Source organism: Streptomyces sp. NPDC046881 (assembly GCF_040645015.1).
Classification (GTDB): Bacteria; Actinomycetota; Actinomycetes; order Streptomycetales; family Streptomycetaceae; genus Streptomyces.
Window position 1 is genome coordinate 1 of record NZ_JBEYXJ010000049.1, and the last position, 25,037, is coordinate 25,037.

At 72.8% G+C, this 25,037-nt stretch carries 25 protein-coding genes, 1 pseudogene and 1 riboswitch; of the genes and pseudogenes, 13 read left to right on the plus strand and 13 right to left on the minus strand.

The features are described from left to right. Positions 1 to 50: 50 nt before the first annotated feature. The 3 genes from ABZ923_RS22875 to ABZ923_RS22885 form a co-directional block, all read right to left on the minus strand. Complete coding sequence (locus ABZ923_RS22875) at positions 51 to 434, minus strand: DUF3040 domain-containing protein (protein ID WP_361474797.1); 384 nt, start codon at positions 432 to 434, stop codon at positions 51 to 53. A gap of 295 nt (positions 435 to 729) precedes the next feature. Beyond that, the gene (locus tag ABZ923_RS22880; protein ID WP_361474799.1) at positions 730 to 1,500 is read right to left on the minus strand and encodes a methyltransferase; all 771 of its coding nucleotides are present in this window, start codon (positions 1,498 to 1,500) and stop codon (positions 730 to 732) included. 163 nt (positions 1,501 to 1,663) lie between these two features. Then, positions 1,664 to 2,260 carry an SAV_6107 family HEPN domain-containing protein gene (locus ABZ923_RS22885; protein ID WP_361474801.1) on the minus strand — a complete coding sequence of 199 codons (597 nt, stop codon included), beginning with the start codon at positions 2,258 to 2,260 and terminating at the stop codon, positions 1,664 to 1,666. Positions 2,261 to 2,422: 162 nt separating this feature from the next. Between ABZ923_RS22885 and ABZ923_RS22890 the strand changes: the two genes are divergently transcribed. From ABZ923_RS22890 to ABZ923_RS22905, 4 genes and pseudogenes are all read left to right on the plus strand, one after another. After that, a complete protein-coding gene (locus ABZ923_RS22890) occupies positions 2,423 to 3,238 on the plus strand; it encodes an ATP-binding cassette domain-containing protein (protein WP_361474803.1) in 816 nt (271 codons plus the stop codon). Continuing rightward, positions 3,210 to 5,294, plus strand: coding sequence for a YhgE/Pip domain-containing protein (locus tag ABZ923_RS22895; RefSeq protein WP_361474805.1), 2,085 nt, complete (start codon positions 3,210 to 3,212; stop codon positions 5,292 to 5,294). The genes ABZ923_RS22890 and ABZ923_RS22895 overlap by 29 nt, the downstream gene beginning before the upstream one ends. Before the next feature lie 47 nt (positions 5,295 to 5,341). Then, positions 5,342 to 5,956, plus strand: a pseudogene (locus ABZ923_RS22900) (TetR/AcrR family transcriptional regulator); the annotation flags it as partial. Positions 5,957 to 6,442: 486 nt separating this feature from the next. Continuing rightward, a complete protein-coding gene (locus ABZ923_RS22905; protein WP_361474807.1) occupies positions 6,443 to 7,951 on the plus strand; it encodes an NAD(P)/FAD-dependent oxidoreductase in 1,509 nt (502 codons plus the stop codon). A 36-nt stretch (positions 7,952 to 7,987) separates the two neighbouring features. On the opposite strand, the gene ABZ923_RS22910 is transcribed toward ABZ923_RS22905, so the two are convergent. From ABZ923_RS22910 to ABZ923_RS22935, 6 genes are all read right to left on the minus strand, one after another. After that, positions 7,988 to 8,926: a hypothetical protein gene (locus ABZ923_RS22910; protein WP_361474809.1), complete on the minus strand. Its 939-nt coding sequence runs from the start codon at positions 8,924 to 8,926 to the stop codon at positions 7,988 to 7,990. 56 nt (positions 8,927 to 8,982) lie between these two features. Next, on the minus strand, positions 8,983 to 9,906 hold the full coding sequence (gene metF / locus ABZ923_RS22915; RefSeq protein WP_361474811.1) for a methylenetetrahydrofolate reductase [NAD(P)H]: 924 nt from the start codon (positions 9,904 to 9,906) through the stop codon (positions 8,983 to 8,985). A 96-nt stretch (positions 9,907 to 10,002) separates the two neighbouring features. Next, positions 10,003 to 10,653, minus strand: a complete 651-nt coding sequence (gene thiE / locus ABZ923_RS22920) for a thiamine phosphate synthase (RefSeq protein WP_361474813.1) — start codon at positions 10,651 to 10,653, stop codon at positions 10,003 to 10,005. A gap of 94 nt (positions 10,654 to 10,747) precedes the next feature. Continuing rightward, positions 10,748 to 11,113, minus strand: a complete 366-nt coding sequence (locus ABZ923_RS22925) for an Rv2175c family DNA-binding protein (RefSeq protein WP_356116560.1) — start codon at positions 11,111 to 11,113, stop codon at positions 10,748 to 10,750. A gap of 102 nt (positions 11,114 to 11,215) precedes the next feature. Next, positions 11,216 to 12,448: an FAD-dependent oxidoreductase gene (locus ABZ923_RS22930; RefSeq protein ID WP_361474815.1), complete on the minus strand. Its 1,233-nt coding sequence runs from the start codon at positions 12,446 to 12,448 to the stop codon at positions 11,216 to 11,218. Between the two features lie 32 nt (positions 12,449 to 12,480). After that, the gene (locus ABZ923_RS22935) at positions 12,481 to 12,831 is read right to left on the minus strand and encodes a hypothetical protein (protein ID WP_361474817.1); all 351 of its coding nucleotides are present in this window, start codon (positions 12,829 to 12,831) and stop codon (positions 12,481 to 12,483) included. A 53-nt stretch (positions 12,832 to 12,884) separates the two neighbouring features. Beyond that, positions 12,885 to 12,996, plus strand: a riboswitch (TPP riboswitch). On the opposite strand from ABZ923_RS22935, the gene thiO reads away from it, so the two are divergent. The 6 genes from thiO to ABZ923_RS22965 all read left to right on the plus strand — a co-directional run bounded on the left by thiO (position 12,994) and on the right by ABZ923_RS22965 (position 18,804). After that, positions 12,994 to 14,163 carry a glycine oxidase ThiO gene (gene thiO / locus ABZ923_RS22940; RefSeq protein ID WP_361474819.1) on the plus strand — a complete coding sequence of 390 codons (1,170 nt, stop codon included), beginning with the start codon at positions 12,994 to 12,996 and terminating at the stop codon, positions 14,161 to 14,163. Its footprint overlaps the riboswitch before it by 3 nt. Continuing rightward, a complete protein-coding gene (gene thiS / locus ABZ923_RS22945; protein WP_361474821.1) occupies positions 14,160 to 14,372 on the plus strand; it encodes a sulfur carrier protein ThiS in 213 nt (70 codons plus the stop codon). Before thiO ends, thiS begins: the two co-directional genes overlap by 4 nt. Positions 14,373 to 14,375: 3 nt before the next feature. Continuing rightward, a complete protein-coding gene (locus tag ABZ923_RS22950) occupies positions 14,376 to 15,170 on the plus strand; it encodes a thiazole synthase (RefSeq protein WP_361474823.1) in 795 nt (264 codons plus the stop codon). 161 nt (positions 15,171 to 15,331) lie between these two features. Then, positions 15,332 to 17,263 carry a Stk1 family PASTA domain-containing Ser/Thr kinase gene (gene pknB, locus ABZ923_RS22955; protein ID WP_361474825.1) on the plus strand — a complete coding sequence of 644 codons (1,932 nt, stop codon included), beginning with the start codon at positions 15,332 to 15,334 and terminating at the stop codon, positions 17,261 to 17,263. Between the two features lie 85 nt (positions 17,264 to 17,348). Next, the gene (locus tag ABZ923_RS22960) at positions 17,349 to 18,227 is read left to right on the plus strand and encodes a deoxyribonuclease IV (RefSeq protein ID WP_361474827.1); all 879 of its coding nucleotides are present in this window, start codon (positions 17,349 to 17,351) and stop codon (positions 18,225 to 18,227) included. Between the two features lie 76 nt (positions 18,228 to 18,303). Further along, the gene (locus ABZ923_RS22965) at positions 18,304 to 18,804 is read left to right on the plus strand and encodes a DUF4396 domain-containing protein (protein ID WP_361474829.1); all 501 of its coding nucleotides are present in this window, start codon (positions 18,304 to 18,306) and stop codon (positions 18,802 to 18,804) included. An 18-nt stretch (positions 18,805 to 18,822) separates the two neighbouring features. Here ABZ923_RS22965 and ABZ923_RS22970 read toward each other — a convergent pair whose 3' ends face one another. Beyond that, on the minus strand, positions 18,823 to 19,455 hold the full coding sequence (locus ABZ923_RS22970) for a sulfite oxidase-like oxidoreductase (RefSeq protein WP_361474831.1): 633 nt from the start codon (positions 19,453 to 19,455) through the stop codon (positions 18,823 to 18,825). A gap of 175 nt (positions 19,456 to 19,630) precedes the next feature. Here ABZ923_RS22970 and bfr point away from each other — a divergent pair, with 175 nt between their 5' ends. Then, positions 19,631 to 20,113: a bacterioferritin gene (bfr, locus tag ABZ923_RS22975; protein WP_361474833.1), complete on the plus strand. Its 483-nt coding sequence runs from the start codon at positions 19,631 to 19,633 to the stop codon at positions 20,111 to 20,113. A gap of 3 nt (positions 20,114 to 20,116) precedes the next feature. Here the strand turns inward: bfr and ABZ923_RS22980 are convergent, their stop codons facing one another. Then, complete coding sequence (locus ABZ923_RS22980) at positions 20,117 to 20,365, minus strand: (2Fe-2S)-binding protein (RefSeq protein ID WP_361474835.1); 249 nt, start codon at positions 20,363 to 20,365, stop codon at positions 20,117 to 20,119. A 140-nt stretch (positions 20,366 to 20,505) separates the two neighbouring features. Next, complete coding sequence (locus ABZ923_RS22985; protein WP_361474837.1) at positions 20,506 to 21,858, minus strand: class II 3-deoxy-7-phosphoheptulonate synthase; 1,353 nt, start codon at positions 21,856 to 21,858, stop codon at positions 20,506 to 20,508. Between the two features lie 96 nt (positions 21,859 to 21,954). Between ABZ923_RS22985 and ABZ923_RS22990 the strand changes: the two genes are divergently transcribed. Together ABZ923_RS22990 and ABZ923_RS22995 are read left to right on the plus strand one after the other, a co-directional pair. Further along, complete coding sequence (locus ABZ923_RS22990; RefSeq protein ID WP_079060191.1) at positions 21,955 to 22,011, plus strand: trp operon leader peptide; 57 nt, start codon at positions 21,955 to 21,957, stop codon at positions 22,009 to 22,011. A gap of 99 nt (positions 22,012 to 22,110) precedes the next feature. Beyond that, entirely contained in the window at positions 22,111 to 23,967 is a 1,857-nt protein-coding gene (locus tag ABZ923_RS22995) for an anthranilate synthase family protein (RefSeq protein ID WP_361474839.1), read from the plus strand. Between the two features lie 16 nt (positions 23,968 to 23,983). On the opposite strand, the gene ABZ923_RS23000 is transcribed toward ABZ923_RS22995, so the two are convergent. After that, entirely contained in the window at positions 23,984 to 25,012 is a 1,029-nt protein-coding gene (locus ABZ923_RS23000) for a 6-phosphofructokinase (RefSeq protein WP_361474841.1), read from the minus strand. Positions 25,013 to 25,037: the final 25 nt, after the last annotated feature.

Sequence of the window (25,037 nt, forward strand, 5' to 3'; positions counted from 1 at the left end):
GGCCGCCCCTCACTCGTGTCTGCTGTGGCCGGCGCGGGAAGCGCCGGGGATCAGTGCCCCTGTTCGTCCCGGCGGCGCTGCCAGCGCTGCTCGATCCGGTCCATCATGGAGCGCTTGGGACGCGCCGGACGGCGCATTCCGGCCGGGGGCTGCTCCCCCGGCTTGGGGGCCTTGCGCCAGCCGGTGACGGCGAGCACGGCACAGCCCAGCATGACGAGGAAACCGACCACGCTGACCCAGATCAGCTGCGCGACCATTCCGGCCATGAGGAGCGCGATACCCACGAGGAAGCCTGCGACCGCCTGGTAGACCCGCCGCCGGGTGTACGTCCGCAGCCCGTTTCCCTCAAGCGCCGACGCGAACTTGGGGTCTTCGGCGTACAGCGCTCGCTCCATCTGCTCAAGCATTCGCTGCTCGTGCTCAGAGAGCGGCACGGAGTCCTCCTCATCGTGCAGTCGCCGGGGGCGACCCGGGGGGTCCCTTCAGGATAGGCAGGGAATCGCCCCCGTGAAACCCGCCCCTCTACGCCAATCGGCCAACCGGAACCGTCATGGCCGTCCCGGCTCGCTGAGGCTTGCATTCCCCGGCGGCCGACCCGTCATGCCGGGTGGTGTACCTCGATCATACGGCGCAAACCCCTCGATCGGGGGGCTTGTGGCGTACTCCATCCGCCGCCGAGATGCTGATCAGCGGCTCGCCCCGGTGGTGCGCCCAGGTGCCGGTGGCCGCTCAGGCCTCGGCGGCACCCGTCGTCTCACCGAGCACGTGCAGCTGCGTGGCCACCGAGTGGAACGCGGGCAGTTCGGCCGCCGCGGCCTCCAGCTTCAGCAGCGCGTCCAGGGCGCCGGGCTCGGTGTCCACCAGGACGCCGGGCACGAGGTCGGCGAAGACGCGCACGCCGTGCACCGCGCCGACCCGCAGGCCGGCGGCCTCGACGAGCGCGGTGAGCTGCTCGGCGGTGAAGCGGCGGGGCACCGGGTCGCCGGTGCCCCAGCGGCCGTCGGGGTCGGTGAGCGCCTGCCGGGCCTCGGTGAAGTGGCCGGCGAGGGCGCGGGCCAGCACGGCTCCGCCGAGGCCGGCGGCGAGGACGCTCAGCACGCCGTCGGAGCGCAGCGCGGCGACCGCGTTGCGGATGCCCTCGGCCGGGTCGTCCACGTACTCCAGGACGCCGTGGCACAGGACGGCGTCGTAGCCACCGCGCTCGACCACGTCGAACAGGCCGTGCGCGTCGCCCTGGACGCCCCTGACCCGGTCGGCGACACCGGCCTCGGCGGCGCGGCGCTCCAGCGCGAACAGGGCGTTGGGGCTGGGGTCGACGACGGTGACCCGGTGACCGAGGCGGGCGAGGGGCACGGCGAAGTTGCCGCTGCCGCCGCCGGTGTCGAGGACGTCCAGCGAGTCCCGGCCCGTGGCCTTGACCCGGCGGTCGAGGGCGTCCTGCAGGACCTCCCAGACCACGGCGGTACGGAGAGAGGCGCGGGGGCGCGTCGGGTCCGACACGAGATGACTCCTCGGCAGGGCGAACGTCAGCAGAGGTCCACCCTATTGCTTCCGTGCCGTGCCTGGTCACCGCGGCGGTGTACGACCTGTGGCGTCTCGCGCGGCGGACACCGGGACGCGGCCGCGCGGGACGCCGCGTGCCCGGCCGGGGCACGCCGCGTGGTCAGCCCGCGTCCGGCAGGCCGCCTCCCTTCCCGGGGCCGTCGGCGCCGGTGCCGGTCCCGTTGCCGGGGCCGGTGACGCTGTCGGTGTCCTGGCGGGGCTGGGGCAGGGCCGGCTGGAGGACGAGCATCCGCTCCACGATGCGGAGGAACATCGCCACGTCACGTATCAGGTCGTCGGCGTCCCGCTGCCCGGCCGCGCCCTGGATGCCCGCCTCGGCGCGGGCGCGGCGCGCGGCACCGGAGGCGAACAGCGCGCTCCACTCGGTCAGCTCGGGCGCGATCTCGGGCAGCACCTCCCAGGCGCTGCGGATGCGGGCCCGGCGACGCGGGGAGGTCTCGGGCCGGCCCCGGGCGGCGAGCACGGCGGCGGCGGTGCGCAGGGCGGCCAGGTGGGCCGTCGCGTAGCGCTCGTTCGGCGTGTCCAGGACGGTGGCCTCCTCCAGTCCGGCGCGGGCCTGGGCGAGCAGGTCGAGGGCGGCGGGCGGGGCCGTGGCCCGGCGGAGCACGGGGTGCACGTCGCTCGCCGGGCCGGTCAGTGAGGGGGCAGGGCCGGTGGCGCGGCGCCGGCGGGCGGCGGCTGCGGACGAGTGGGCCATGACGAACCTCCTGTCGTCTGGGTGACGGCACGAATGCCGTATGTGCCCATCGTGCGGTATGCCACTGACAATCCGTTCTGACCTGCGCTTTTGCCTCGACCACAGGTTCGGGCGTATTTTTGCACTGACCAGTCAGTTCAAATTTGCCACGCAGGGGGGCCAGTGGATGCCACGGTCGGCGCGGACGTCAGGGCCGAGGGCCTCGGACTCAAGGGACCACGGGGGTGGGCCTTCCGCGGCATCACCCTGGAGGCGGAGCCCGGCTCACTGATCGCGATCGAGGGACCGTCCGGCTCCGGCCGCACGAGCCTGCTGCTCGCGCTCACGGGACGGATGAAACCCACCGAAGGAGTGGCCGCTGTCGCCGGGTTCAAACTCCCCCGGCACATGGCGGGCCTGCGCCGGGTCAGCGCGGTGGCCAACGTGAGCGGCGTGACCGACCTGGAGCCGGCCCTCACCGTCGGCGAGCACCTGCGCGAACGGGCCCTGCTGCAGCGCCGGTTCGACGACTCCCTGCGCGAGCTGCTGCGGCCCCGCGCCCAGCGCACGCACGAGGCGCGGCTGCGGGTCGACGCGGCCCTGGCCGCCGCCGGGCTCGACCTGGAGACGCTCCCGAAGGGCTCCCGGACGGCCGTACGCGACCTGGAGCGGCCGCAGGAGGTGCGGCTGTCGCTCGCGCTGGCCCTGCTCGGCCGGCCCCGGCTGCTCGGCGTGGACGACATCGACATGAAGCTCTCCGAGGCCGAACGCGAGGGGATCTGGGACGTGTTGCGGTCCCTCACGCGCGCGGGGACGACGGTCGCCGCCGTGTGCCGCACCGCCCCCGGCGACTGCGTCACCGTGCGGACCGAGCGGACGGAGACCGAGCGGACGCCGGCCGAGCCGCGGAAGCCCGAGCCGAAGAAGCCCGGCCAGGAGAAGCCCGAGCAGGAGAAGGAGGAGACCGGCGATGCGCTCACCGAGGCTGGCCGCGCTTGAGCTGAGGCGCTTCGGGCGCGGCAGGCTGCCGCGCGCCGCCCTGGTCGCGCTGCTCGTGCTGCCCCTGCTGTACGGCGCCCTGTACCTGTGGTCCTTCTGGGACCCCTACGGCCGCCTGGACCGGATCCCGGTGGCCCTGGTGAACGACGACAAGGGCGCCACGGCGGGCGGGAAGAAGATCACCGCCGGCGACGACATCGTCGACGGGCTGCGCGACAGCCGGACCTTCGAGTGGCACGAGGTGAGCGACGAGGAGGCCCGCGCGGGCGTCGAGGACGGCACCTACTACCTGTCGCTGACCATGCCGGCCGACTTCAGCCGCCGTATCGCGTCCAGCTCGGGCGACTCCCCGGAGACCGGCGCCCTCCGGGTGCGCACCAACGACGCGAACAACTACATCGTCGGCCAGATCTCCCGCACCGTCTTCAACGAGGTGCGCTCGGCGGCGTCCGCGAAGGCCTCCCGGGGCTTCCTGGACAAGATCTTCGTGTCCTTCTCCGACATCCACGACAAGACCGTCACGGCGGCGCAGGGCGCGGACAAGCTGAACAGCGGCATCGGGAAGGCGGAGAAGGGCTCCAAGGACCTCGCGGACGGGCTGAAGGAGGCCAAGGGCGGCAGCGGCAAGCTGGCCAAGGGCCTCAAGAAGCTCGACACCGGCTCCGGCGACCTCCAGCAGGGCTCGCGGCAGGTCGCGGACGGCACCCAGGCGCTCGCCGACAAGGTCAACGGCGTGTACGCCGAGGCGGGCCCGTTCCTGAGGACCAACGAGAAGACCATCGGGGACACCGCCCGGCTGGTCTCCGACTCGGCGAAGGCGGTGAAAGACAACCTGGACGTGCTGGTGAAGCGCGCGCCGGCCGCCGCGAAGATCGCCCACGCCTCCTCCGCCCTCCTCGACAAGATCTACCGGGAGCGCTGCGAGGGGGCGGCCCTCGCCGATCCGGCCTGCCCGGAGCTGAAGCGGGCGAGGACGGCCGCCGCCGAGGTCGCCACCGTCGCCGACGACCTCAACACGCTGATCGCCGACCAGAACGGCGACCTGAAGACGATGCGGGACAACCTCGGCACGCTGCGCAAGCAGGCCGACGCCCTCGCCGCGCGCGCCCCGCACCTGTACGAGGACGTCGACGACGCCGTCAAGAAGATCAACAAGCTGAACACCGGCGCGCAGAAGGTCGCCGCCGGTGCCGAGAAGCTGCACACCGGGATCGGTACCGCCCACACCGGCGCGGTCACCCTGGACCAGGGCATCGGCACCGCGAAGTCGGGCGCCGAGACCCTGAACGGCGGCCTGTACAAGCTCTCGGACGGCTCCGGGAAGCTGGCCGGCGGCCTGCACTCGGGCGCGAAGAAGATCCCGGACTACGATAAGCAGGACCGCGACCGGCGCACCGACGTGATGGCCGACCCGGTCCAGCTGGCCTCCCACGACCTGCACAACGCGCCGAACTACGGCACCGGGTTCGCCCCCTACTTCATCCCGCTGTCCCTGTGGGTCGGCGCGATGGTGGCCTACATGCTGATCCCGCCGCTCAACCGGCGGGCCCTCGCGGCCGGCTCCTCCACCTGGCGCATCGCGCTGGCCGGCTGGCTGCCGGTGGTCGCGGTGGGTGTGCTCCAGGTGGCCGCGCTGATGGCCGTGCTGCACTGGGCGATCGGGCTGCAGATGCTGCGGGCGGCCGGCACGATCGGCTTCCTGTGCCTGGTCACGGCCTGTTTCGCGGCGATCGTGCAGTGGCTGAACGCCCGCTTCGGCCCGGCCGGCCGGATCCTGGTGCTCGCGCTGCTGATGCTCCAGCTGACCTCGGCCGGCGGCACCTATCCGGTGCAGACCAGCCCGGGCTTCTTCAACGCCATCCACCCGTTCCTGCCGATGAGCTACATCGTGGAGGCGCTGCGCCGGCTGATCACGGGCGGCGGGCTCGGCCCGGTGTGGCAGGCGTGCGGGGTGCTCGCCGCGTTCACCGCCGGCGCGCTCGCGCTGACCGCGCTGGCGGCCCGCCGCCGCCAGGTGTGGACGCCGGACCGGCTGCACCCGGAACTGAGCCTGTGATCCGGGGGCGGCGTCCGCACGCGCGCGTACCTGTGAGAATCGGGGCCATGGAAAGCACCAGCGCCAAGGCCGGCGGCAGCACGCGCCGCGAGGCCACCCGGCAGAAGCTCTACGAGGCGGCCGTCACCCTCATCGCCGAGCAGGGCTTCTCCGCGACCACGGTGGACGAGATCGCCGAGCGGGCCGGGGTCGCGAAGGGAACGGTCTACTACAACTTCGCGAGCAAATCCGTTCTCTTCGAGGAGCTGCTGAGGCACGGCGTCGGCCTGCTCACCGCCTCCCTGAAGGAGGCGGCCGAGCAGACCGCACGCGAGGGCGGCGGCAAGGTGGACGCGCTGGACGCGATGGTCCGCGCGGGACTGGTCTTCATCGACCGCTACCCGGCCTTCACCCAGCTGTACGTCGCCGAGCTGTGGCGCACCAACCGGGCCTGGCAGTCCACCCTGATGGTGGTGCGGCAGGAGGCGGTCGCGGTGGTCGAGGGGGTGCTGCGCGAGGGCGTGGCGGCCGGCGAGTTCAGCGACGAGATCGACATCCAGCTGACGGCGGCGGCGCTGGTCGGCATGGTCCTGGTGGCCGCGCTGGACTGGAAGTCCTTCCAGCCGGAGCGCTCCCTGGACGACGTCCACGCGGCCCTGTCCCGGCTGCTCCAGGGGCGGTTACGCGTCTCGTTTTTTCTTCTACACGCACTCGGCCCTGAGGCCCCGGGAGGCCGACGTTACGCGCCCGGTCCGCTGCCGGACCGGCGCCTTCCGTTCCCCCGTGTGCCACCGGGATTCCCCCGTGATCCCCCGTGATCCCCGTTCTCCCGGTGTTTCCCCCGTTGCCCCCGTACTTCCTTCCCGTACGGGCTCCCCCGTGCGGACCCCCGTGGTGGTCTCTCCCCCAGGGCCCCCGTGTCTCGCTTCCGCCGACGGATCGGCGGAAGGAGCGGCCGGCGGGCGGGCGCCGTTCCGCCGCCCCGTGTCGGCGGTGCCGGGCCACGCCCCCTGCCGTGCCTCCACTCTCTCGTTCCGGCGGCCCGCGCCCCATCCGCACACGTACTCATCTCGCGGTCTGAGTACCTGTACTCAGCAATCCGCGCCCGTCCCCACGCGCCGTGCCGCCCGGCGGCCGGGTTGTCGGTGGTGGTCGATAAAGTCACAGGCATGGCACGGATTGCGGTGATCGGCGCCGGGATGGGCGCGATGGCGGCTGCCGCCCGGCTGGCCGTCGCGGGCCACCGGGTGGTGGTGTACGAGCGGACGGAGACGTACGGCGGTGCGGTGCGCCGGTTCGAGCGGGACGGCTTCCGTTTCGACACGGGCCCGGGACTGCTCACCCTGCCCGCGGTGTACCGCGATCTGTTCCTGAAGACCGGCAAGGAGCCGCTGGAGGACCGCGTCGAGCTGGTCCAGGTCGACCCCTCGTCGCGGCACGTCTTCGCGGACGGCACGGAGGTGTACCTGCCGAACGCCTCCCGCGCGGGCGTGGTCGCGGCGCTGGACGAGGCGCTGGGCGCGGGGGCGGGCGAGCGCTGGGGCGACTTCCTGGTGCGCGCCCGCGAGGCCTGGGACCGCACCCGCCGGCCGCTGCTGGAGGAACCGCTGTGGCCCAACTGGGAGGTGCTGGTCGAGAAGGAGCCGTACCCGGGCACCCGGTACAAGCGGCTGCTGCGCACGCACCGGGTGGTCAAGCTCTTCGAGATCGGCAGACGGGAGCTGCGCGACCCGCGGCTGGTCCAGCTGCTGGCGGGGTACGCGCTCGCGTACGGCGTCGACCCCGACATCGCCCCGGCGAGCGCCGCCGTGCTGCCGTACATGGAGCACGCCTTCGGCACCTGGTACGTGCGCGGCGGAGTCCGGGAGCTGGCGCGCGCGGTGTACGAGCGGTGCCTGGAGCGCCGGGTGGAGTTCGTGTTCGGCGCCGAGGTGGTGCGGGTGCTGGAGAAGGACGGCCGGGCGGCCGGGGTGGAGCTGGCGGACCGGACGGTGGCCGAGGCGGACTTCGTCGTCGGCGCGGGTCCGTGGCGGCTGCGCGGCCTGCTCCCGGACCGGGAGCTGTACGGCGCGGGGGACGTGCCCCTGGACCCCGAGGACCGCTATCCGGGCCGGGTGGTCGTGTGCCTGGCGCTGCGCGGGGCCCGGGAGTCCGGAGCGGTGCACCGCACGGTGGTGCACTCGGCCGACGCCGACGGGGATCTGGACCTGTTCCGGCACGGGGTGCTGCCCGACCTGCCGCAGGTCGTCGTGGACCGGCCGGACGACCCGGCCCTGCGCCCCGACGCCGGCCACGAGTCCGTGGTGCTGACGGCGACCGTGCCGTCCGCCGCGGAGTACGACTGGGCCGCGCCGGGGGCCGCCGACGCCTTCGCCGACCGGCTGGTGGCCGCCGCCGAGCGTGCCGTACCGGGGCTGCGCGAGCGGGTGCTGTGGCGGGAGGTCCGCACCCCGCTGGACACCGAGCGGGAGACGGGCGCGACGGGCGGTGCGGTTCCACCGCCCGCGCTGGCCGGGCCGGAGGGGGTGCTGCATCCGGCCAACACCACGGCGGTGCCGGGGCTGTTCACGGCCGGCGGCTGGTCGCACCCCGGCGGCGGTCTCCCGCACGCCGGCATGTCGGGTGCGCTGGTGGCCGGACTGATCGTGGAGGGGCCGGAGTTCCGCGGCTCGCAGTGACGGACGCGCGGTGACGGACGCGCGCCGGGCGGGCCCTCAGAAGCGGTACTGCTCGTCGTACCCGACCCCGGGCTGCGGCTGCTGGCCGCCCGTGGTGTGCGGGTACGGCTGCTCCTGCGGGAGTTCGCCGCCGTAGGTCTCGTCGGTGCGCTGCTGCGGCACCCACACCCCGCCGGCCGGGGTCTGGCCGTAACCGCCCGTGGCGTACGGGTCCTCGGCGTAGCCCTGCTGCTGCCCGTACTGCTGGCCGTAGCCCTGGTCGTAGGAGCCGTAGGACTGATTGCCGATGTACGGGTCGGAGTAGTTGGCGTAGCCCTGCTGGCCCGCGGTGTCGTAGCCGTAGCCCTGCTGGCCGTAGCCGGAGTAGTCGTAGGCGTAGCTCTGCTGGGCGGTGCCCGCGGGGGCGGCGTTCGCGTGGGCGGGGTCGCCGTAGACGCCGTAGGTGCCGGTGTCGTCGGGGAGGGGCTGCGGCTCGTAGACCGCGGTGGTCTCGGCGGCGGTGGGCTCGGCCGTGCGGGAGGCGGCCGGGGTGAAGACGTCGTCGCGGTCGTAGTCGTCGTCGTAGTCGCCGTGCGTCCGGCCGGAGCCGTGGACGTCCTGGCCGGGGGCCTGGTCGTCGGCGGCCGCGGCGAACCCGGCGTCGTCCCGCGAGCCCGCCCCGGTCCGCTCCGCCCGGCCGCGGCGGCGCTTGCTGCCGCCGCCGGCCTCGGCCTCGGCCTCGGGCCGCTTGACCGCCCAGCCGGAGGCGAAGCCGCGGCGGAACGACAGCGTGACGTAGGTCTGGCCGACGGCGAAGGCGATCGCACCCAGCCCGATCACGATGACGGACGGCATCAGCACGCCCAGCACGACGCCGAGGAAGCCGGCGAAGGCCAGGAGGCGCCAGCGCAGCCGCGCCTTGTACTGCAGCAGCACCTCGCCCAGCAACCACAGCGCGACGACGCCGAACGCGATGTAGAGGACCGTCCAGCCCATGTACGCCCCTCTCCCAGTGACCGCTACGCAGTGTGTCGTATCGCGGTGCGGCCGGTCTAGGCCTGCGGGGGATGGTGCAGGCCCAGGTTCTCGTAGATTTCCAGGGTCGCCGTGGAGTTGTTGAGCGTGATGAAGTGCAGTCCGGGCACTCCCTCGGCCAGCAGCCGAGCGCAGAACTCCGTGGCGAACTCGATACCGATGGAGCGTACCGCCGCCGGATCGTCCTTCGCTGAGAGGATCCGCTCTTTCAGGGCGTCCGGGAAGTGTGCGTTGCTGAGCTTCGGCAACCGTTCCAGCATCTTCACGCTCGTGACCGGCAGAACCTCCGGGATCACCGGGGTGTCACAGCCCGCGGCCACCACCCGGTCGCGCAGCCGCAGGTACGACTCCGGCTGGAAGAACATCTGTGTGATGGCGTAGTCGGCGCCCGCACGGCACTTGTCCACGAAGTGGGCGACGTCGGTGTCCCAGTCCGCGGAGCGCGGGTGCATCTCCGGGAAGGCGGCGACACCCACGCAGAAGTCGCCCGACTCCTTGATGAGCCGGACGAGTTCGGCGGCGTAGGTCAGGCCCCGCGGGTGCGGCACCCAGTCGCCCATCGGGTCGCCGGGCGGGTCGCCGCGCACGGCGAGAATGTTGCGGATGCCGGCGTCCGCGTACTGGCCGATGATGTTGCGCAGCTCGGCGATGGAGTGGTCGACGGCGGTGAGGTGGGCGACCGGGGTCAGCGTGGTGTCCGCGACGATCTGCTCGGTCTCCTTGACCGTGCCCGCGCGGGTGGAGCCGCCGGCACCGTAGGTCACGGAGACGAAGTCGGGGGCGACCGCCTCGACCCGCCGGAGCGCGCTCCACAGGTTCCGCTCGCCCTTGGGGGTCTTCGGCGCCGAGAACTCGAACGAGTACGTCGTCTTGCCGGTGGCGAGGATGTCGCGCACGGTCCGTGCGCGATCAGTCCTGGTGGATGCGGTTCCGAGGGCCATACGGGCAGGTTAGCCAGGGGTGGGCGGTCTCCCAACCGGATGCCGGATATTTGCCCGATTTGTCGCTGTCCTGTCCAGCACGTGGACAGAAAGGCTCTAGTCGGCGTTCCGCAGCCGCTTCGCGAGCTCCGCGGCGGCCGCGCCCGGGTCGTCCGCCTCGGTGATCGCGCGAACCACGACCACCCGGCGGGCACCGGCGTCCAGCACCTGGTCCAGGGTGGCGAGGTCGATGCCGCCGATGGCGAACCAGGGGCGGTCGGTGCCGAGGCCCGCCGTGTAGCGGACCAGGCCGAGGCCGGGGGCGTGCCGGCCGGGCTTGGTGGGGGTGGGCCAGCAGGGGCCGGTGCAGAAGTAGTCCACGCCCTCCTGGACGGCGGCCGCGGCGGCCTCGGCCTCGGCGTGCGTGGAGCGGCCTATGAGGACGCCGTCGCCGAGGATGGCGCGGGCCGCGGGGACCGGCAGGTCGCCCTGGCCGAGGTGGAGCACGCCGGCGCGGGCGGCGTGGGCGACGTCCGCCCGGTCGTTGACCGCGAGCAGCTTGCCGTGCCGGGCGCAGGCCTCGGCGAAGACCTGGAGGTGCTCCAGCTCCTCGGCGGCCTCCATGCCCTTGTCGCGCAGCTGCACGATGTCGACACCGCCGGCCAGCACCGCGTCCAGGAACTCGGGCAGGTCGCCCTGGCGCTTGCGGGCGTCCGTGCACAGGTACAGGCGGGCACCGGCGAGCGCGGCGCGGGCGGTGTCGGACATGCGTGGGTCCCCCCGTGGTGTCGGTGTCCCCGGCGGTCCGGGGCGGTGGCGTACGGGCGTCCGGTCCGCACGCCACCTCCTGCTGCGGGTCGGCTCAGACGGCGAGCGCCTGGGCGCGGCGCTTCACCTCCGTGCCGCGATTCTCGCTCAGGGCCTGCGCGGGGGTGCCGGGCAGGGTCGGGTCGGGGGTGAAGAGCCACTCGATCATCTCTTCGACCGTGAAGCCGTCGTCCCGCAGGAGCGTCAGGGTCCCGGACAGGCCCTTGACGACCTTGTCCCCGTCGATGAAGGCGGCGGGGACGTGCAGCGCCTTGTTCTCACCACGGCGCACGGCGATGAGCTGGCCCTCCTTGACCAGCTGCCGGACGCGTGTCACCTCGACACCGAGCATGTCGGCGATGTCGGGGAGAGTGAGCCAGGCGGGGACGAGAGCATCAATTTTTGCGTCAATCTCGGTCACGGACACAAGCGTAGGCGCTTCGCCGGACCGGCCGCGATCTGTCATCGGCCGTCCGCGTGCGTCGTGGCTGCTCGCGCGGTTCCCCGCACCCCTGCGGGGCGCTCAGTCGGCCGTGGCGTCCTTCAGGGGGCGGGCCGGGTCGGACAGGGCGACCGGATCCAGGATCCGGGCCGCCTCGATCAGCCGGCGGCCCTGGGCCAGGTCCCGGGGGCGGCCCACCGCCAGCAGGGCCACCAGGCGGCCCTCGCGCAGCCAGCACACCGTCCAGGACGGGCCCGCCGGGTCACCGCGCCACACCAGGCGGTCGGCGGCGGCGTGGTGGCCGGCGTACTGCACGAACCGGCCGAACTGCTCGGACCAGAAGTACGGCACCGGATCGTAGACCGCCGGGGTCTCGCCGAGGATGTTCGCGGCGACCGTGCGCGGGCCCTGCAGGGCGTTGTCCCAGTGGTGGACGAGGAGCCGTTCGCCGTAGCGGGCCGAGGGGAAGGAGGCGCAGTCGCCGACGGCGTACACGTCCGGCACGGAGGCGCGCAGGCGGTCGTCGGTGAGGACCTCGCCGTGCGGGCCCAGCTCGACGCCGGAGCCGGCGAGCCAGGCGGTGGCGGGGCGGGCCCCGATGCCGACGACGACGGCGCCCGCGGGCAGCCGGGTGCCGTCGGAGAGCACCACCTCGCCGGGCTCGACGCGCTCCACGCGCGCGCGGGTGCGCAGCTCCGCGCCCGCGTCGGCGTACCAGGCGGCCATGGGCGCGGCGACCTCGGCGGGCAGGGCGCCGGCGAGCGGGTGCTCGGCGGCCTCCACGACCGTCACCGCGCAGCCGGCCTCGCGGGCGGCGGTGGCGAACTCGGCGCCGATCCAGCCGGCGCCCACGACCACGATGTCGTGCTGGCGGGCGAGCACGGGCCGGAGCCGTTCGGCGTCGTCCAGGGTGCGCAGCAGGTGCACGCCGGGCACGCCCTCGGCGCCGGGCAGCCGGATCGGTTCGGCGCCGGTGGCGAGGACCAGGACGTCGTACGGCACCGGGCCCGCCTCGGTGTCCAGCTCGTGCTCGGCGGGGCGCAGGCCCAGCACCTCGCAGCCGAGCCGCAGCTCGACCCCGAGGGAGTCGAAGTCCACCTCGAAGGCGGAGTCCTCGGCCTTGCCCAGCAGGACCGCCTTCGACAGCGGCGGCCGGTCGTACGGCTGGTGCGGCTCGGCGCCGATGACGGTCACGACGCCCCGGAAGCCCTGCTCGCGCAGGGCGACCGCGGTCTGCACCCCGGCCATGCCCGCGCCGACGACGACCACGCGCCGTCCCGCCGCCGTGCCCTCTTCCGCTGTCTGCTCGCTCACCCGATCACCATAGACAATTGACGATCTGTCAGTCAGGGGGCCCGACCGGTGACCTGTTCCACAACGCTCGTGCCGGAGCCCGGCTGGGACTCCCACTCCCAGCTCTCCTCCAGCCGCACCCGCCCGTCCGGCAGCTCGACCACCGTCGAGACGCAGTGCCCGGAGGCGGTCGTCCCGTCGGTCTTCAGCTGCACGTACCGGAAGTCCAGCCGGTCCCCCTCCCGGGTGCCCACCAGATGGCCGCGCACCACGTCGCCGCCGGCGTACTCGGCCCAGATCCCGCCGTCCTGCTCGTGGTACGTGAAACGGGTGCGGGTGCCCACCTGACCTGGGGCTTGGTCCGCCACGGGGGCGAGGATCAGTCCGTCGAGCGACCGGGCCACGGAACGGGGCTCCCTTACGGGTGAGGAGGGCTGCGGGCTAGGGTGGCCACCGTACAAGCACTCGCGGGAGCCCGGACGCACCGGGCTGAGAGGGAGGCTGGCGGCCTCCGACCGTACGAACCTGATCCGGGTCATGCCGGCGAAGGGAGGGGCTGGACGCCCATGTCGTCACGTACGTCCGACGTCCTCGTCATCGGGGGCGGAATCATCGGCCTGGTCACGGCCTGGCGCGCGGCGCAGCGCGGGCTCGCCACGGCCGTGGTGGACCCCGAGCCCGGCGGCGGGGCCGCCCAGGTCGCGGCCGGGATGCTGGCCGCGGTCACCGAACTGCACTACGGCGAGGAGACCCTGCTCGCCCTGAACCTGGAATCGGCCCGCCGCTACCCCGGCTTCGCGGCCGAGCTGGCCGAAGCAACGGGCCACGACCTCGGCTACCGCCGCTGCGGCACCCTCGCCGTCGCGCTGGACGCCGACGACCGCGCCCACCTGCGGGAACTGCACGAACTCCAGCAGCGCTCGGGGCTCGCCTCCGAGTGGCTGTCCGGGCGGGACTGCCGGCGTCTGGAGCCGATGCTGGCGCCGGGGGTGCGCGGCGGGCTGCGGGTGGACGCCGACCACCAGATCGACCCGCGCCGGCTGGCGGCGGCTTTGGTGGCCGCGTGCGAGCGGGCCGGTGTGGTGTTCCACCGCGCGTGGGCGGAGCGGCTGGACGTGGTGCGGGACCGGGCCGCCGGGGTCACCACGGCGGACGGCACCGCGCTGCGCGCGGACCAGGTGGTGCTCGCGGCGGGCAGCCTGAGCGGGCGGCTCGCGGGCGTGCCGGACGAGCTGCTGCCGCCGGTGCGGCCGGTCAAGGGGCAGGTGCTGCGGCTGACCGTGCCACGCCGGTACGCGCCGTTCCTGAGCCGGACCGTCCGGGCCGTGGTGCGCGGCAGCCACGTCTACCTGGTGCCGCGGGAGAACGGCGAACTGGTCGTCGGCGCCACCAGCGAGGAGCTGGGCTGGGACACGACGGTCACCGCCGGGGGCGTGTACGAGCTGCTGCGCGACGCCCATGAGCTGGTGCCCGGCATCACCGAGCTGCCGCTCACCGAGACCCGGGCCGGACTGCGCCCCGGCTCCCCCGACAACGCGCCGCTGCTCGGCCCGTCCGGCCTGGCCGGGCTGCTGCTGGCCACCGGGCACCACCGCAACGGGGTGCTGCTCACGCCGGTCACCGGGGACGTGCTGGCGCACACCCTGGTCTCCGGTGAACTGCCGGAGGAAGCCCGTCCGTTCGCCCCGCAGCGCTTCGGCGCCGCACTCACGGAGAAGCTGGAGCAGCCCGCATGAACAGCCCGGTCCTGATTTCCGTCAACGGACAGCGCCGGGAGATCGCCCCGGGCACCGTCCTCGACACCCTCGTCCGGACCCTCACCGCGGCGCCGCGCGGGGTGGCCGCCGCCGTCAACGAGACCGTCGTCCCGCGCGCGCAGTGGGCGACGACCGCCCTAGCCGACGGCGACCGGGTCGAGGTCCTCACCGCCGTGCAGGGGGGCTGAGCCGTGGCCGACGATTCCCTGGTCCTCGGTGACCTGACCCTGACCTCCCGGCTGATCATGGGCACGGGCGGGGCGCCCAGCCTCGACGTGCTGGAGCGGGCGCTGATCGCCTCCGGCACGGAGCTGACCACGGTCGCGATGCGCCGGGTGGACCCCTCCGTGCACGGCTCGGTGCTGTCGGTGCTGGAGAAGCTCGGCATCCGGGTGCTGCCGAACACGGCGGGCTGTTTCACCGCCGGTGAGGCCGTGCTGACCGCCCGGCTGGCCCGGGAGGCGCTCGGCACCGACCTGGTGAAGCTGGAGGTCATCGCCGACGAGCGGACGCTGCTGCCGGATCCGGTGGAGCTGCTGGAGGCGGCGGAGACGCTGGTCGACGACGGGTTCACGGTGCTGCCGTACACCAACGACGACCCCGTGCTCGCGCGGAAGCTGGAGGACGTGGGGTGCGCCGCGGTCATGCCGCTGGGGTCGCCGATCGGGTCCGGGCTGGGCATCCGCAATCCGCACAACTTCCAGCTGATCGTGGAGCACGCGCGCGTGCCGGTGATCCTGGACGCGGGGGCCGGTACGGCGTCCGACGTGGCGTTGGCGATGGAGCTGGGGTGCGCGGGGGTGATGCTGGCCTCCGCGGTGACGCGGGCTCAGGAGCCGGAGCGGATGGCCTCCGCGATGAGGCTCGCGGTGGAGGCGGGGCGGCTGGCCCGGACGGCCGGGCGGATCCCGCGCCGCTATCTCGCCGAGGCGTCGTCCCCTGCGGAGGGTTTGGCCGTGCTGGATCCCGAGCGTCCCGCGTTCTGACCGGTGCCGCGGCTGCGTGCGGTCTCCCGCCCGCGCACCGCCCGTTCCCGCTCGCCGTCGGCGGCCGCAAGGTCGTGGGTGCGTCACAGGTCGGCTGCAGTGCCGGGGGGAAAGCGGTCTCGGCGCGGGAACCGCCGGTGCCCCCTCGTAGACTCCCCTGCGTGGATACGACCCTTCAGGACCCCCTCCTCGGGCAGGTGCTCGACGGCCGGTACCGCGTCGACGCGCGCGTCGCGGCCGGCGGGATGGCCACGGTGTACCGGGCCCTGGACACCCGTCTGGACCGCGTGCTCGCGTTGAAGGTGATGCACCCGACGCTCGCGGCCGACGGGACCTTCGTCGAGCGGTTCATCCGGGAGGCGAAGTCGGTCGCCCGGCTCGACCACCCCAACGTGGTGCAGGTCTTCGACCAGGGGACCGACGGGTCGTACGTCTACCTGGCGATGGAGTACATCGCCGGCTGCACCCTGCGGGACGTGCTGCGCGAGCGGGGCGCGGTGCAGCCGCGAGCCGCGCTGGACATCCTGGAGCCGGTGCTCGCCGCGCTCGGTGCCGCGCACCGGGCCGGGTTCGTGCACCGGGACATGAAGCCGGAGAACGTGCTGATAGGCGACGACGGCCGGGTCAAGGTCGCCGACTTCGGGCTGGTGCGCTCCGTGGACACGGTGACCAGCACGACCGGTGCCGTGCTCGGGACCGTCTCCTATCTGGCGCCGGAGCAGATCGAGCGGGGCACCACCGATGCGCGCGTCGACGTGTACGCGTGCGGTGTGGTCCTGTACGAGATGCTGACGGGCGGGAAGCCGCACTCCGGGGACTCCCCGGCCCAGGTGCTCTACAAGCACCTCCACGAGGACGTGCCCCCGCCCTCGGCGCTGGTGCCGGGCCTGCCGTTCGTGCTGGACGAGCTGGTGGCGTCGGCCACCGCGCGCACCCCGGACATCCGGCCGCACGACGCCGTCGCGCTGCTCGCCCAGGTCCGCGAGGCCCGTCTGACGCTGACCGACGAGCAGCTGGACGCGGTGCCGCCGCAGGCGCTGACCGCGGAGCACGACAACGCCGAGGACCGCACGAGCGTGATCCCGCGCGCGCTGACGGTGCCCCGGCCGCTGCCCGTCGACGAGGACGCGGACGCCGCCGGGGACGGGGTCGACCGCACCGCCCGCTTCCAGAGCCCGCCCGTGCCGCCCCGCCGGCGCCCGGGGCGGCCCCCGCGCGCGGTGCTCGCGGTGATCGCGGCCGTCCTGGTGGTGTTCGGCGTGGGCGCCGGGGTCTGGTACATCAACTCCGGCCAGTTCACGAAGGTGCCGCCGCTGCTGGCGAAGACCGAGGCGCAGGCGCGGTCCCGGCTGAGCGCGGCCGGTCTCGACGTGGGCCAGGTGAAGCGGGCGTACAGCGACACCGTGAAGCGCGGCACGGTGATCGGCTCGGACCCGGCGCCCGGCGCGCGGATCCGGGACCATGACGCGGTGACGCTGACCGTGTCGCTGGGCCCGGAGACGGTGAACGTGCCGAACGTGAAGGGGCAGCCGCTCGCGAAGGCGCAGGCGCGGCTGAAGGCGGACGGCCTGGAGCCGGGCATGGTCACCCGCGAGTTCAGCGAGGACGTCGCCAGGGGCTCGGTGGTCGGTACGACGCCGGAGGCGGGCACCAAGCGGCACGCGGGCTCGGCGATCGCGCTGATCGTGAGCAAGGGCAGCCCCGTCGACGTGCCGGACGTCACCGGCGACGACGTGGACAGCGCCCGGCAGGAGCTGACGGACGCCGGGCTGAAGGTGAAGATCGCGGCCGGGCGGATCAACTCCGAGTACGACGCGGGGCAGGTCGCCGCGCAGAGCCCGGACGAGGGCAGCCGGGCCGCCGAGGGCGACACGGTGACGCTGACCCTGTCCAAGGGCCCCGAGATGATCGAGGTCCCGGACGTGACCGGGGACAGCGTGGACGACGCGCACGAGGCCCTGGAGGCCGCCGGATTCGAGGTGGACGAGGACCGCGGGCTGCTCGGGCTGTTCGGCGACACCGTGAAGAAGCAGTCGGTGGCGGGCGGCGACAAGGCGCCCAAGGGATCGACGATCACGATCACCATCCGGTGACCACGCTCCCGTGACCACCGTCCGGTGACCGGTCTCACCGGCGACCGCGGCCCGGGCGCGAGGGCGGACATGACACCCTGAACGGGTGAGTCCTGTTCCGTCCTCCCTCCCCCGCAACCCCGTCGGCGGCCATGTGCCGGTGGCCGGCGGTCTGCACTCCGTGGGGCTGTCGTACGCCCGTGACCTGAAGGCGGAGACCGTGCAGGTCTTCGTCGCCAACCCGCGCGGCTGGGCCACTCCGCCCGGCAACCCGCGGCAGGACGAGGCGTTCCGCGCGGCGTGCGCCGAGGAGTCGATCCCGGCGTACGTGCACGCGCCGTACCTGATCAACTTCGGTTCGCACACCGAGGCGACGGTGGAGCGGTCGGTGGAGTCGCTGCGGCACTCGCTGCGGCGCGGGCGGGAGATCGGCGCGCTGGGCGTGGTCGTGCACACCGGCAGCGCGACCGGCGGGCGGGCGCGGGACGTCGCGCTGAAGCAGGTGCGCGAGCACCTGCTGCCGCTGCTGGACGAGCTGACCCACGACGACGACCCGTTCCTGCTGCTGGAGTCGACCGCCGGGCAGGGCGCCTCGCTGTGCTCGCGGACCTGGGACTTCGGGCCGTACTTCGAGGCGCTGGACGCCCATCCGAAGCTGGGCGTGTGCCTGGACACCTGCCACGTCTTCGCCGCCGGCCACGATCTGACCGGGCCGAGCGGCATGCACCAGACCCTGGACCTGCTGGTGGACACCGTGGGCGAGGGCCGGCTGAAGCTGATCCACGCCAACGACTCCAAGGACGTGGTGGGCGCGCACAAGGACCGGCACGCGAACATCGGCGCCGGCCACATCGGCGAGGACCCGTTCCGGGCGCTCATGACGCACCCCGCGACCGAGGGCGTCCCGCTGGTCATCGAGACGCCCGGCGGCAAGGAGGGGCACGCGGCGGACGTGGAGCGGCTGAAGAAACTGCGCGACGCATAACCCCTTGGGGAATACCCCTGGGGGGTATACGGTTCCTGTCCTGCACAGGAGCCGTCGTCCGACATGGGGGTACGTCATGCAGCACGAGGCGCACACGGAACACGTCCACCACCACGCGCACCACACCGGTCACGCGGGCGGGGCCGGCTGGGGCACGGCCGCGCAGGCCACCCTGCACTGCCTCACCGGCTGCGCCATCGGCGAGGTGCTCGGCATGGTCGTCGGCACGGCGCTGGGCTGGGGCAACCTGGCGACCACCCTGCTCGCGATCGTGCTGGCCTTCTTCTTCGGCTACTCGCTCACCCTGCGCGGGATCCTGCGGGCCGGTGTCGGCTTCCGTACGGCCTTCCGGGTGGCGCTGGCCGCGGACACGCTGTCCATCGCCGTGATGGAGCTGATCGACAACGGGGTGATCGCGGTCTGGCCGTCCGCGATGGACGCCATGCTGGGCGACGCGCTGTTCTGGATCTCGCTCGCGGCCTCGCTCGTGATCGCCTTCGCGGTGACCACCCCGGTCAACAAGTGGATGATCGGCCGGGGCAAGGGGCACGCGGTGGTGCACCGGTACCACCACTGACACACCCGAGGGCCGGGGTCAGAGCTCGGGGCCGTCCCCGGGCTGCTCCTGGTAGGAGTAGCGCTGTTCCTTCCAGGGGTCGCCGATGTTGTGGTAGCCGCGCTCCTCCCAGAAGCCGCGGCGGTCGGCGGTCATGTACTCCACGCCCCGGACCCACTTCGGGCCCTTCCAGGCGTACAGGTGGGGCACGATCAGGCGGACCGGGAAGCCGTGCTCGGCGGTGAGCAGCTCGCCGTCCTTGTGGGTGGCGAACAGGGTGCGGTCGGAGGCGAAGTCCGACAGGCGCAGGTTCGAGCTGAAGCCGTACTCCGCCCAGACCATCACATGGGTGACGTCCGGCGCGGGCGGGGCCAGGTCGAGGACGGCGCGGGCCGGGATGCCGCCCCACTCCGCGCCGACCATGCTGAACTTCGTCACGCAGTGCAGATCGGCCACCACGGTGGTGTACGGCAGGGCCGTGAACTCCTCGTGGTTCCAGGTGTGCTTGTCCCCGTCGGCGGTGGCGCCGAAGACCCGGAACTCCCAGCGCTCGGGCCGGAACTTCGGGACCGGCCCGTAGTGCGTGACCGGCCAGCCCCGCTGGAGCCGCTGACCCGGCGGAAGCTCGGACCCGGCCGCTGCCCCAGACTCTCGCTCCACCGGATGACCCATGTATCCATCCTGACAGACCTCGGGCAGTGCCCTTGACCACCCTCCCCCGAATCGGACAAGCTGCATCAACTCAGCACGTACTTACTAAGTACGCACTTACTGGACGATCTTCGTTGCCGGTGCAATCATGCCGCCGCACCCTCTCCCGATATCCCGTGTGGAAGGAGCCGCTGCGATGCAGGGCGACCCCGAGGTCATCGAGTTCCTCAACGAGCAGCTCACCGGCGAGCTGACCGCGATCAACCAGTACTTCCTGCACGCGAAGATGCAGGAGAACTTCGGTTGGTACAAGCTCGCCAAGTACACGCGGCACGAGTCGTTCGACGAGATGAAGCACGCCGAGGTGCTCACCGACCGGATCCTGTTCCTGGAGGGGCTGCCCAACTACCAGCGGCTCTTCCACGTCCGGGTGGGGCAGACGGTGCGGGAGATGTTCGAGGCCGACCGGCAGATCGAGGTCGAGGCGATCGACCGGCTGCGGCGGGGCATCAAGGTGATGCGCGAGAAGGGGGACATCACGTCCGCCAACATCTTCGAGGACATCCTCGCCGACGAGGAGCACCACATCGACTACCTCGACACCCAGCTGGAGCTGCTGGAGAAGCTCGGTGAGGCGCTCTACCTCGCCCAGCTGATCGAACAGCCGGAGAGCAGCTGAGCCCTAGGCCGCCCTGGGGACGTCCGTGTCCGTGTCCGTGGGGATCTCCGCCAGCGCCGGCCTGCCCTGGTCGGCCAGCTCACGGCGCGGGCAGGCGCCCCGGCCGAGGATGGCCTGGATCCGGCGGACGCACGAGCCGCAGTCCGTGCCCGCCTTGCAGGCGGAGGCAATCTGGCGGGGGGTGCAGGCACCGTTGTCCGCGTGCTGCTTCACCTGGTCCTCGGTGATGCCGAAGCAACTGCACACGTACACGCGGATTCACCTCCCGACGGGATCGCCGTCCGTACTGCCGTCCCGTATCTCGGTGAGGCAAACCTAACCTTACCCATCCCCACGGGGCCCGCAAAGAGGGAGGGGCGCGGATCCGGTGTGATCCGCGCCCCTTCCGGTACTCACTGGTCCCGGTACATCTCCGCGACGAGGAACGCGAGGTCCAGCGACTGGCTGCGGTTCAGCCGCGGGTCGCAGGCCGTCTCGTAGCGCTGGTGCAGGTCGTCGACGAAGATCTCGTCGCCGCCGCCCACGCACTCGGTGACGTCGTCGCCGGTCAGCTCCACGTGGATGCCGCCCGGGTGGGTGCCGAGCGCCTTGTGCACCTCGAAGAAGCCCTTGACCTCGTCGAGCACGTCGTCGAAGCGGCGGGTCTTGTGCCCGGAGGCCGCCTCGAAGGTGTTGCCGTGCATCGGGTCGGTCACCCAGGCCACCGTGGCACCGGACGCCGTGACCTTCTCGACCAGCTCGGGGAGCTTGTCGCGGATCTTGCCGGCGCCCATGCGGACGATGAAGGTCAGCCGGCCCGGCTCCCGCTCGGGGTCGAGGCGGTCGATGTACTGCAGCGCCTCCTCGGCCGTGGTGTTCGGGCCGAGCTTGATGCCGATCGGGTTGCGGATCTGCGAGGCGAACTCGATGTGCGCGTGGTCCAGCTGCCGGGTGCGCTCACCGATCCACACCATGTGGGCCGAGACGTCGTACAGCTTGCCGGTGCGGGAGTCGACCCGGGTCAGGGCGGACTCGTAGTCCAGCAGCAGCGCCTCGTGCGAGGAGAAGAACTCGACGGTCTTGAACTCCTCCGGGTCGGTGCCGCAGGCCCGCATGAAGTTCAGCGCGTTGTCGATCTCGCGGGCGAGCTGCTCGTAGCGCTGGCCCGACGGCGAGGTGCGCACGAAGTCCTGGTTCCAGGCGTGCACCTGGCGCAGGTCGGCGTAGCCGCCGGTGGTGAAGGCGCGCACCAGGTTCAGCGTGGACGCCGACGCGTGGTACATGCGCTTCAGCCGCTCGGGGTCCGGGATGCGGCTGGCCTCGGTGAAGTCGAAGCCGTTGACGGAGTCGCCCCGGTACACCGGGAGCGTCACGCCGTCGCGGGTCTCGGTCGGCTTGGAGCGGGGCTTGGAGTACTGCCCGGCGATCCGGCCGACCTTCACCACGGGCACGGAGGCCGCGTAGGTCAGCACGGCGCCCATCTGGAGCAGCGTCTTCAGCTTGTTGCGGATGTGGTCGGCGGACACCGCGTCGAAGGCCTCGGCACAGTCGCCGCCCTGGAGGAGGAACGCCTCTCCCTTGGCGACGGCCGCCATCCGGGCGCGCAGCTGGTCGCACTCGCCTGCGAAGACGAGCGGCGGATACGACTCGAGGTCCGCGATCACTGCGCGCAGAGCCTCGGCGTCGGGGTACTCGGGCTGCTGCGCCGCGGGCAGGTTTCGCCAGGTGTTGCCAGCGCTCGGGCTGGTCTTAGCGTTCACGGTCACGAGCTCAACATTACGGGGTGATGTCACCCCTTCCCGCCGGTGCTCAGGTAATGAGACACGGCATACAGAGTGCGGACATGCGGTAGGGTTCCCCGCATGTTCGCGCCGTCGATCCAGAACTGGTGGTGGACCGCTTCTCCGGCGGCCCACTGATCGCGCGTACCACCGACTTCGCGAAGGCCGCCCGAGGGGCGGCCTTCGGCGTTCTCCGGGGCCGTTCCTCCTCACCGAGTCACCGACGGAAGAGGAACCATGGACCTGGCACAGCTGCTGCACGACCCCCGCCCCTTCGCCCTGCTGCGCCGCCGCGCGCCGGGCCGCGACGAGCACCCGGTGGAGGTGCTGCTCGGCCCGGTGACCAGCCGGGACCGGCTCGCCGACCTGCCCGACGAGGGGCTCGCCCTCGTGCCGTTCCGGCAGCTGCGCGAGCGGGGCTTCGACGTCCGCGACGACGGCACCCCGCTGCTGGTGCTGACCCCCGAGGAGTCGTACGAGATCCCGCTCGCCGACGCGCTCTCCCAGCTGCCGGCGCACGAGGTGCGGGTCGAGGGCGGGGGCTTCGACGTCGGCGACGAGGAGTACGGCGAGATCGTCGGGCGGGTGCTGCACGAGGAGATCGGCCGGGGCGAGGGCGCGAACTTCGTGATCCGGCGCACGTACCGGGGCGAGATCGCCGGCTTCGGCCGCGCGGACGCGCTCGCGCTGTTCCGGCGGCTGCTGGCGGGCGAGCGGGGCGCGTACTGGACGTTCGTCGTGCACACCGGGGACCGCACGCTGGTCGGGGCGAGCCCGGAGGTGCACGTCCGGATGAGCGGCGGAACGGTGGTGATGAACCCGATCAGCGGGACGTACCGCTATCCCGCCGAGGGGCCCACGCCGGAGCACCTGCTCCGGTTCCTCGCCGACGGCAAGGAGATCGAGGAGCTGTCGATGGTGGTCGACGAGGAGCTGAAGATGATGTGCACCGTCGGCGACATGGGCGGGGTCGTCGTCGGCCCGCGGCTGAAGGAGATGGCGCACCTCGCGCACACCGAGTACGAGCTGCGCGGGAAGTCCTCCCTGGACGCGCGCGAGGTGCTGCGGGAGACGATGTTCGCGGCGACCGTCACCGGTTCGCCGGTGCAGAACGCCTGCCGGGTGATCGAGCGGCACGAAGTGGGCGGGCGCGGGTACTACGCCGGTGCGCTGGCGCTGCTCGGCCGGGACTCCGGGGGCGCGCAGACCCTCGACTCCCCCATCCTTATCCGCACCGCCGACATCGACGCCGACGGCCGGCTGCGCGTGCCCGTCGGGGCGACGCTGGTGCGCGGCTCCGATCCGGCCGGCGAGGTCGCGGAGACCCACGCGAAGGCGGCGGGCGTGCTGGCCGCCCTCGGGGTGGGGCCGGCCCGGCCGCGCCGGGAGCGGGAGCGGCCCCGGCTGGCCGACGACCCGCGGGTGCGGGCCGCGCTGGACGGGCGCCGGGCCGGGCTCGCCCCGTTCTGGCTGCGGATGCAGGAGCGGTCCGACGCCCTGGCGGGCCATGCCCTCGTCGTGGACGGCGAGGACACCTTCACCGCGATGCTGGCGCACGTCCTGCGCTCGGGCGGGCTCGACGTGACCGTACGGCGCTACGACGAGCCCGGGCTGCGGGAGGCGGTGCTCGACCACCGGGGGCCGGTCGTCCTGGGCCCCGGTCCCGGTGACCCCCGTGACCTCGCCGATCCCAAGATGCGGTTCCTGCGCGGCCTGGCCGCCGAGGTGGTCCGCAGCCATCCGCACGGGGTGCTGGGCGTCTGCCTCGGGCACGAGCTGCTCGCGGCCGAGCTGGGCCTGGAGATCGTCCGCAAGGAGGTGCCGTACCAGGGGGCGCAGACCCGGATCGACCTGTTCGGGCGGAGCGAGACCGTCGGTTTCTACAACAGCTTCGTGGCGCGCTGCGACGAGGACGCGGCCCGGGAGCTGGCCGCGCACGGGGTGGAGGTGAGCCGGGCGGAGAACGGGGAGGTGCACGCGCTGCGCGGCCCCGGTTTCGCGGGCGTGCAGTTCCACCCCGAGTCGGTGCTGACGCTGAACGGGGCCGCGGTCGTACGGGAGCTGATCGGTCAGCTGCGCCGCACGACCGTGTAGCCGCCGGGGGCCGCCGTCAGCCGAAGAAGACCCCGACCTCCTCGTACAGCTTCGGGTCCACCGTCTTCAGCCTGGCGGTGGCCTCGGAGATCGGGACGCGGACGATGTCGGTGCCGCGCAGGGCGACCATCGTGCCGAAGTCGCCGTCGTGGACGCAGTCGATGGCGTGCAGACCGAAGCGGGTGGCGAGCCAGCGGTCGAAGGCGCTGGGGGTGCCGCCGCGCTGGATGTGGCCGAGGACGGTGGTGCGGGCCTCCTTGCCGGTGCGCTTCTCGATCTCCTTGGCCAGCCACTCGCCGACCCCGGAGAGCCGGACGTGCCCGAAGGAGTCCAGCGACTGGTCCTTGAGCACCATCTCGCCGTCCTTCGGCATGGCGCCCTCGGCGACGACCACGATCGGCGCGTACGAGGCCCGGAAGCGGGAGGTGATCCAGGCGCACACCTGGTCGAGGTCGAAGCGCTGCTCGGGGATGAGGATCACGTTGGCACCGCCGGCGAGGCCCGAGTGGAGGGCGATCCAGCCGGCGTGCCGGCCCATCACCTCGCAGACGAGGACCCGCATGTGGGACTCGGCGGTGGTGTGCAGCCGGTCGATGGCCTCGGTGGCGATGCCGACCGCGGTGTCGAAGCCGAAGGTGTAGTCGGTGGCGGACAGGTCGTTGTCGATCGTCTTGGGCACGCCGACGCACGGCACGCCGTACTCGTCGGACAGCCGCGCGGCGACGCCCAGGGTGTCCTCGCCGCCGATCGTGACGAGGGCGTCGACCTCCTGCTTGGCCAGGTTCTCCTTGATACGGCGGACACCGTCGTCCACCTTGAGGGGGTTGGTGCGCGAGGAGCCGAGGACGGTGCCGCCGCGGGGCAGGATGCCGCGCACCGCGGGGATGTCGAGGCGCACGCTGTCGCCTTCGAGAGGTCCGCGCCAGCCGTCCCGGAAGCCGACGAAGTCATAGCCGTACTCCTGTACGCCCTTGCGCACGATGGCCCGGATGACGGCGTTGAGCCCGGGGCAGTCGCCGCCTCCGGTCAGTACTCCGACCCGCATGGAATTGTCCCTTCACCGCGGTTTC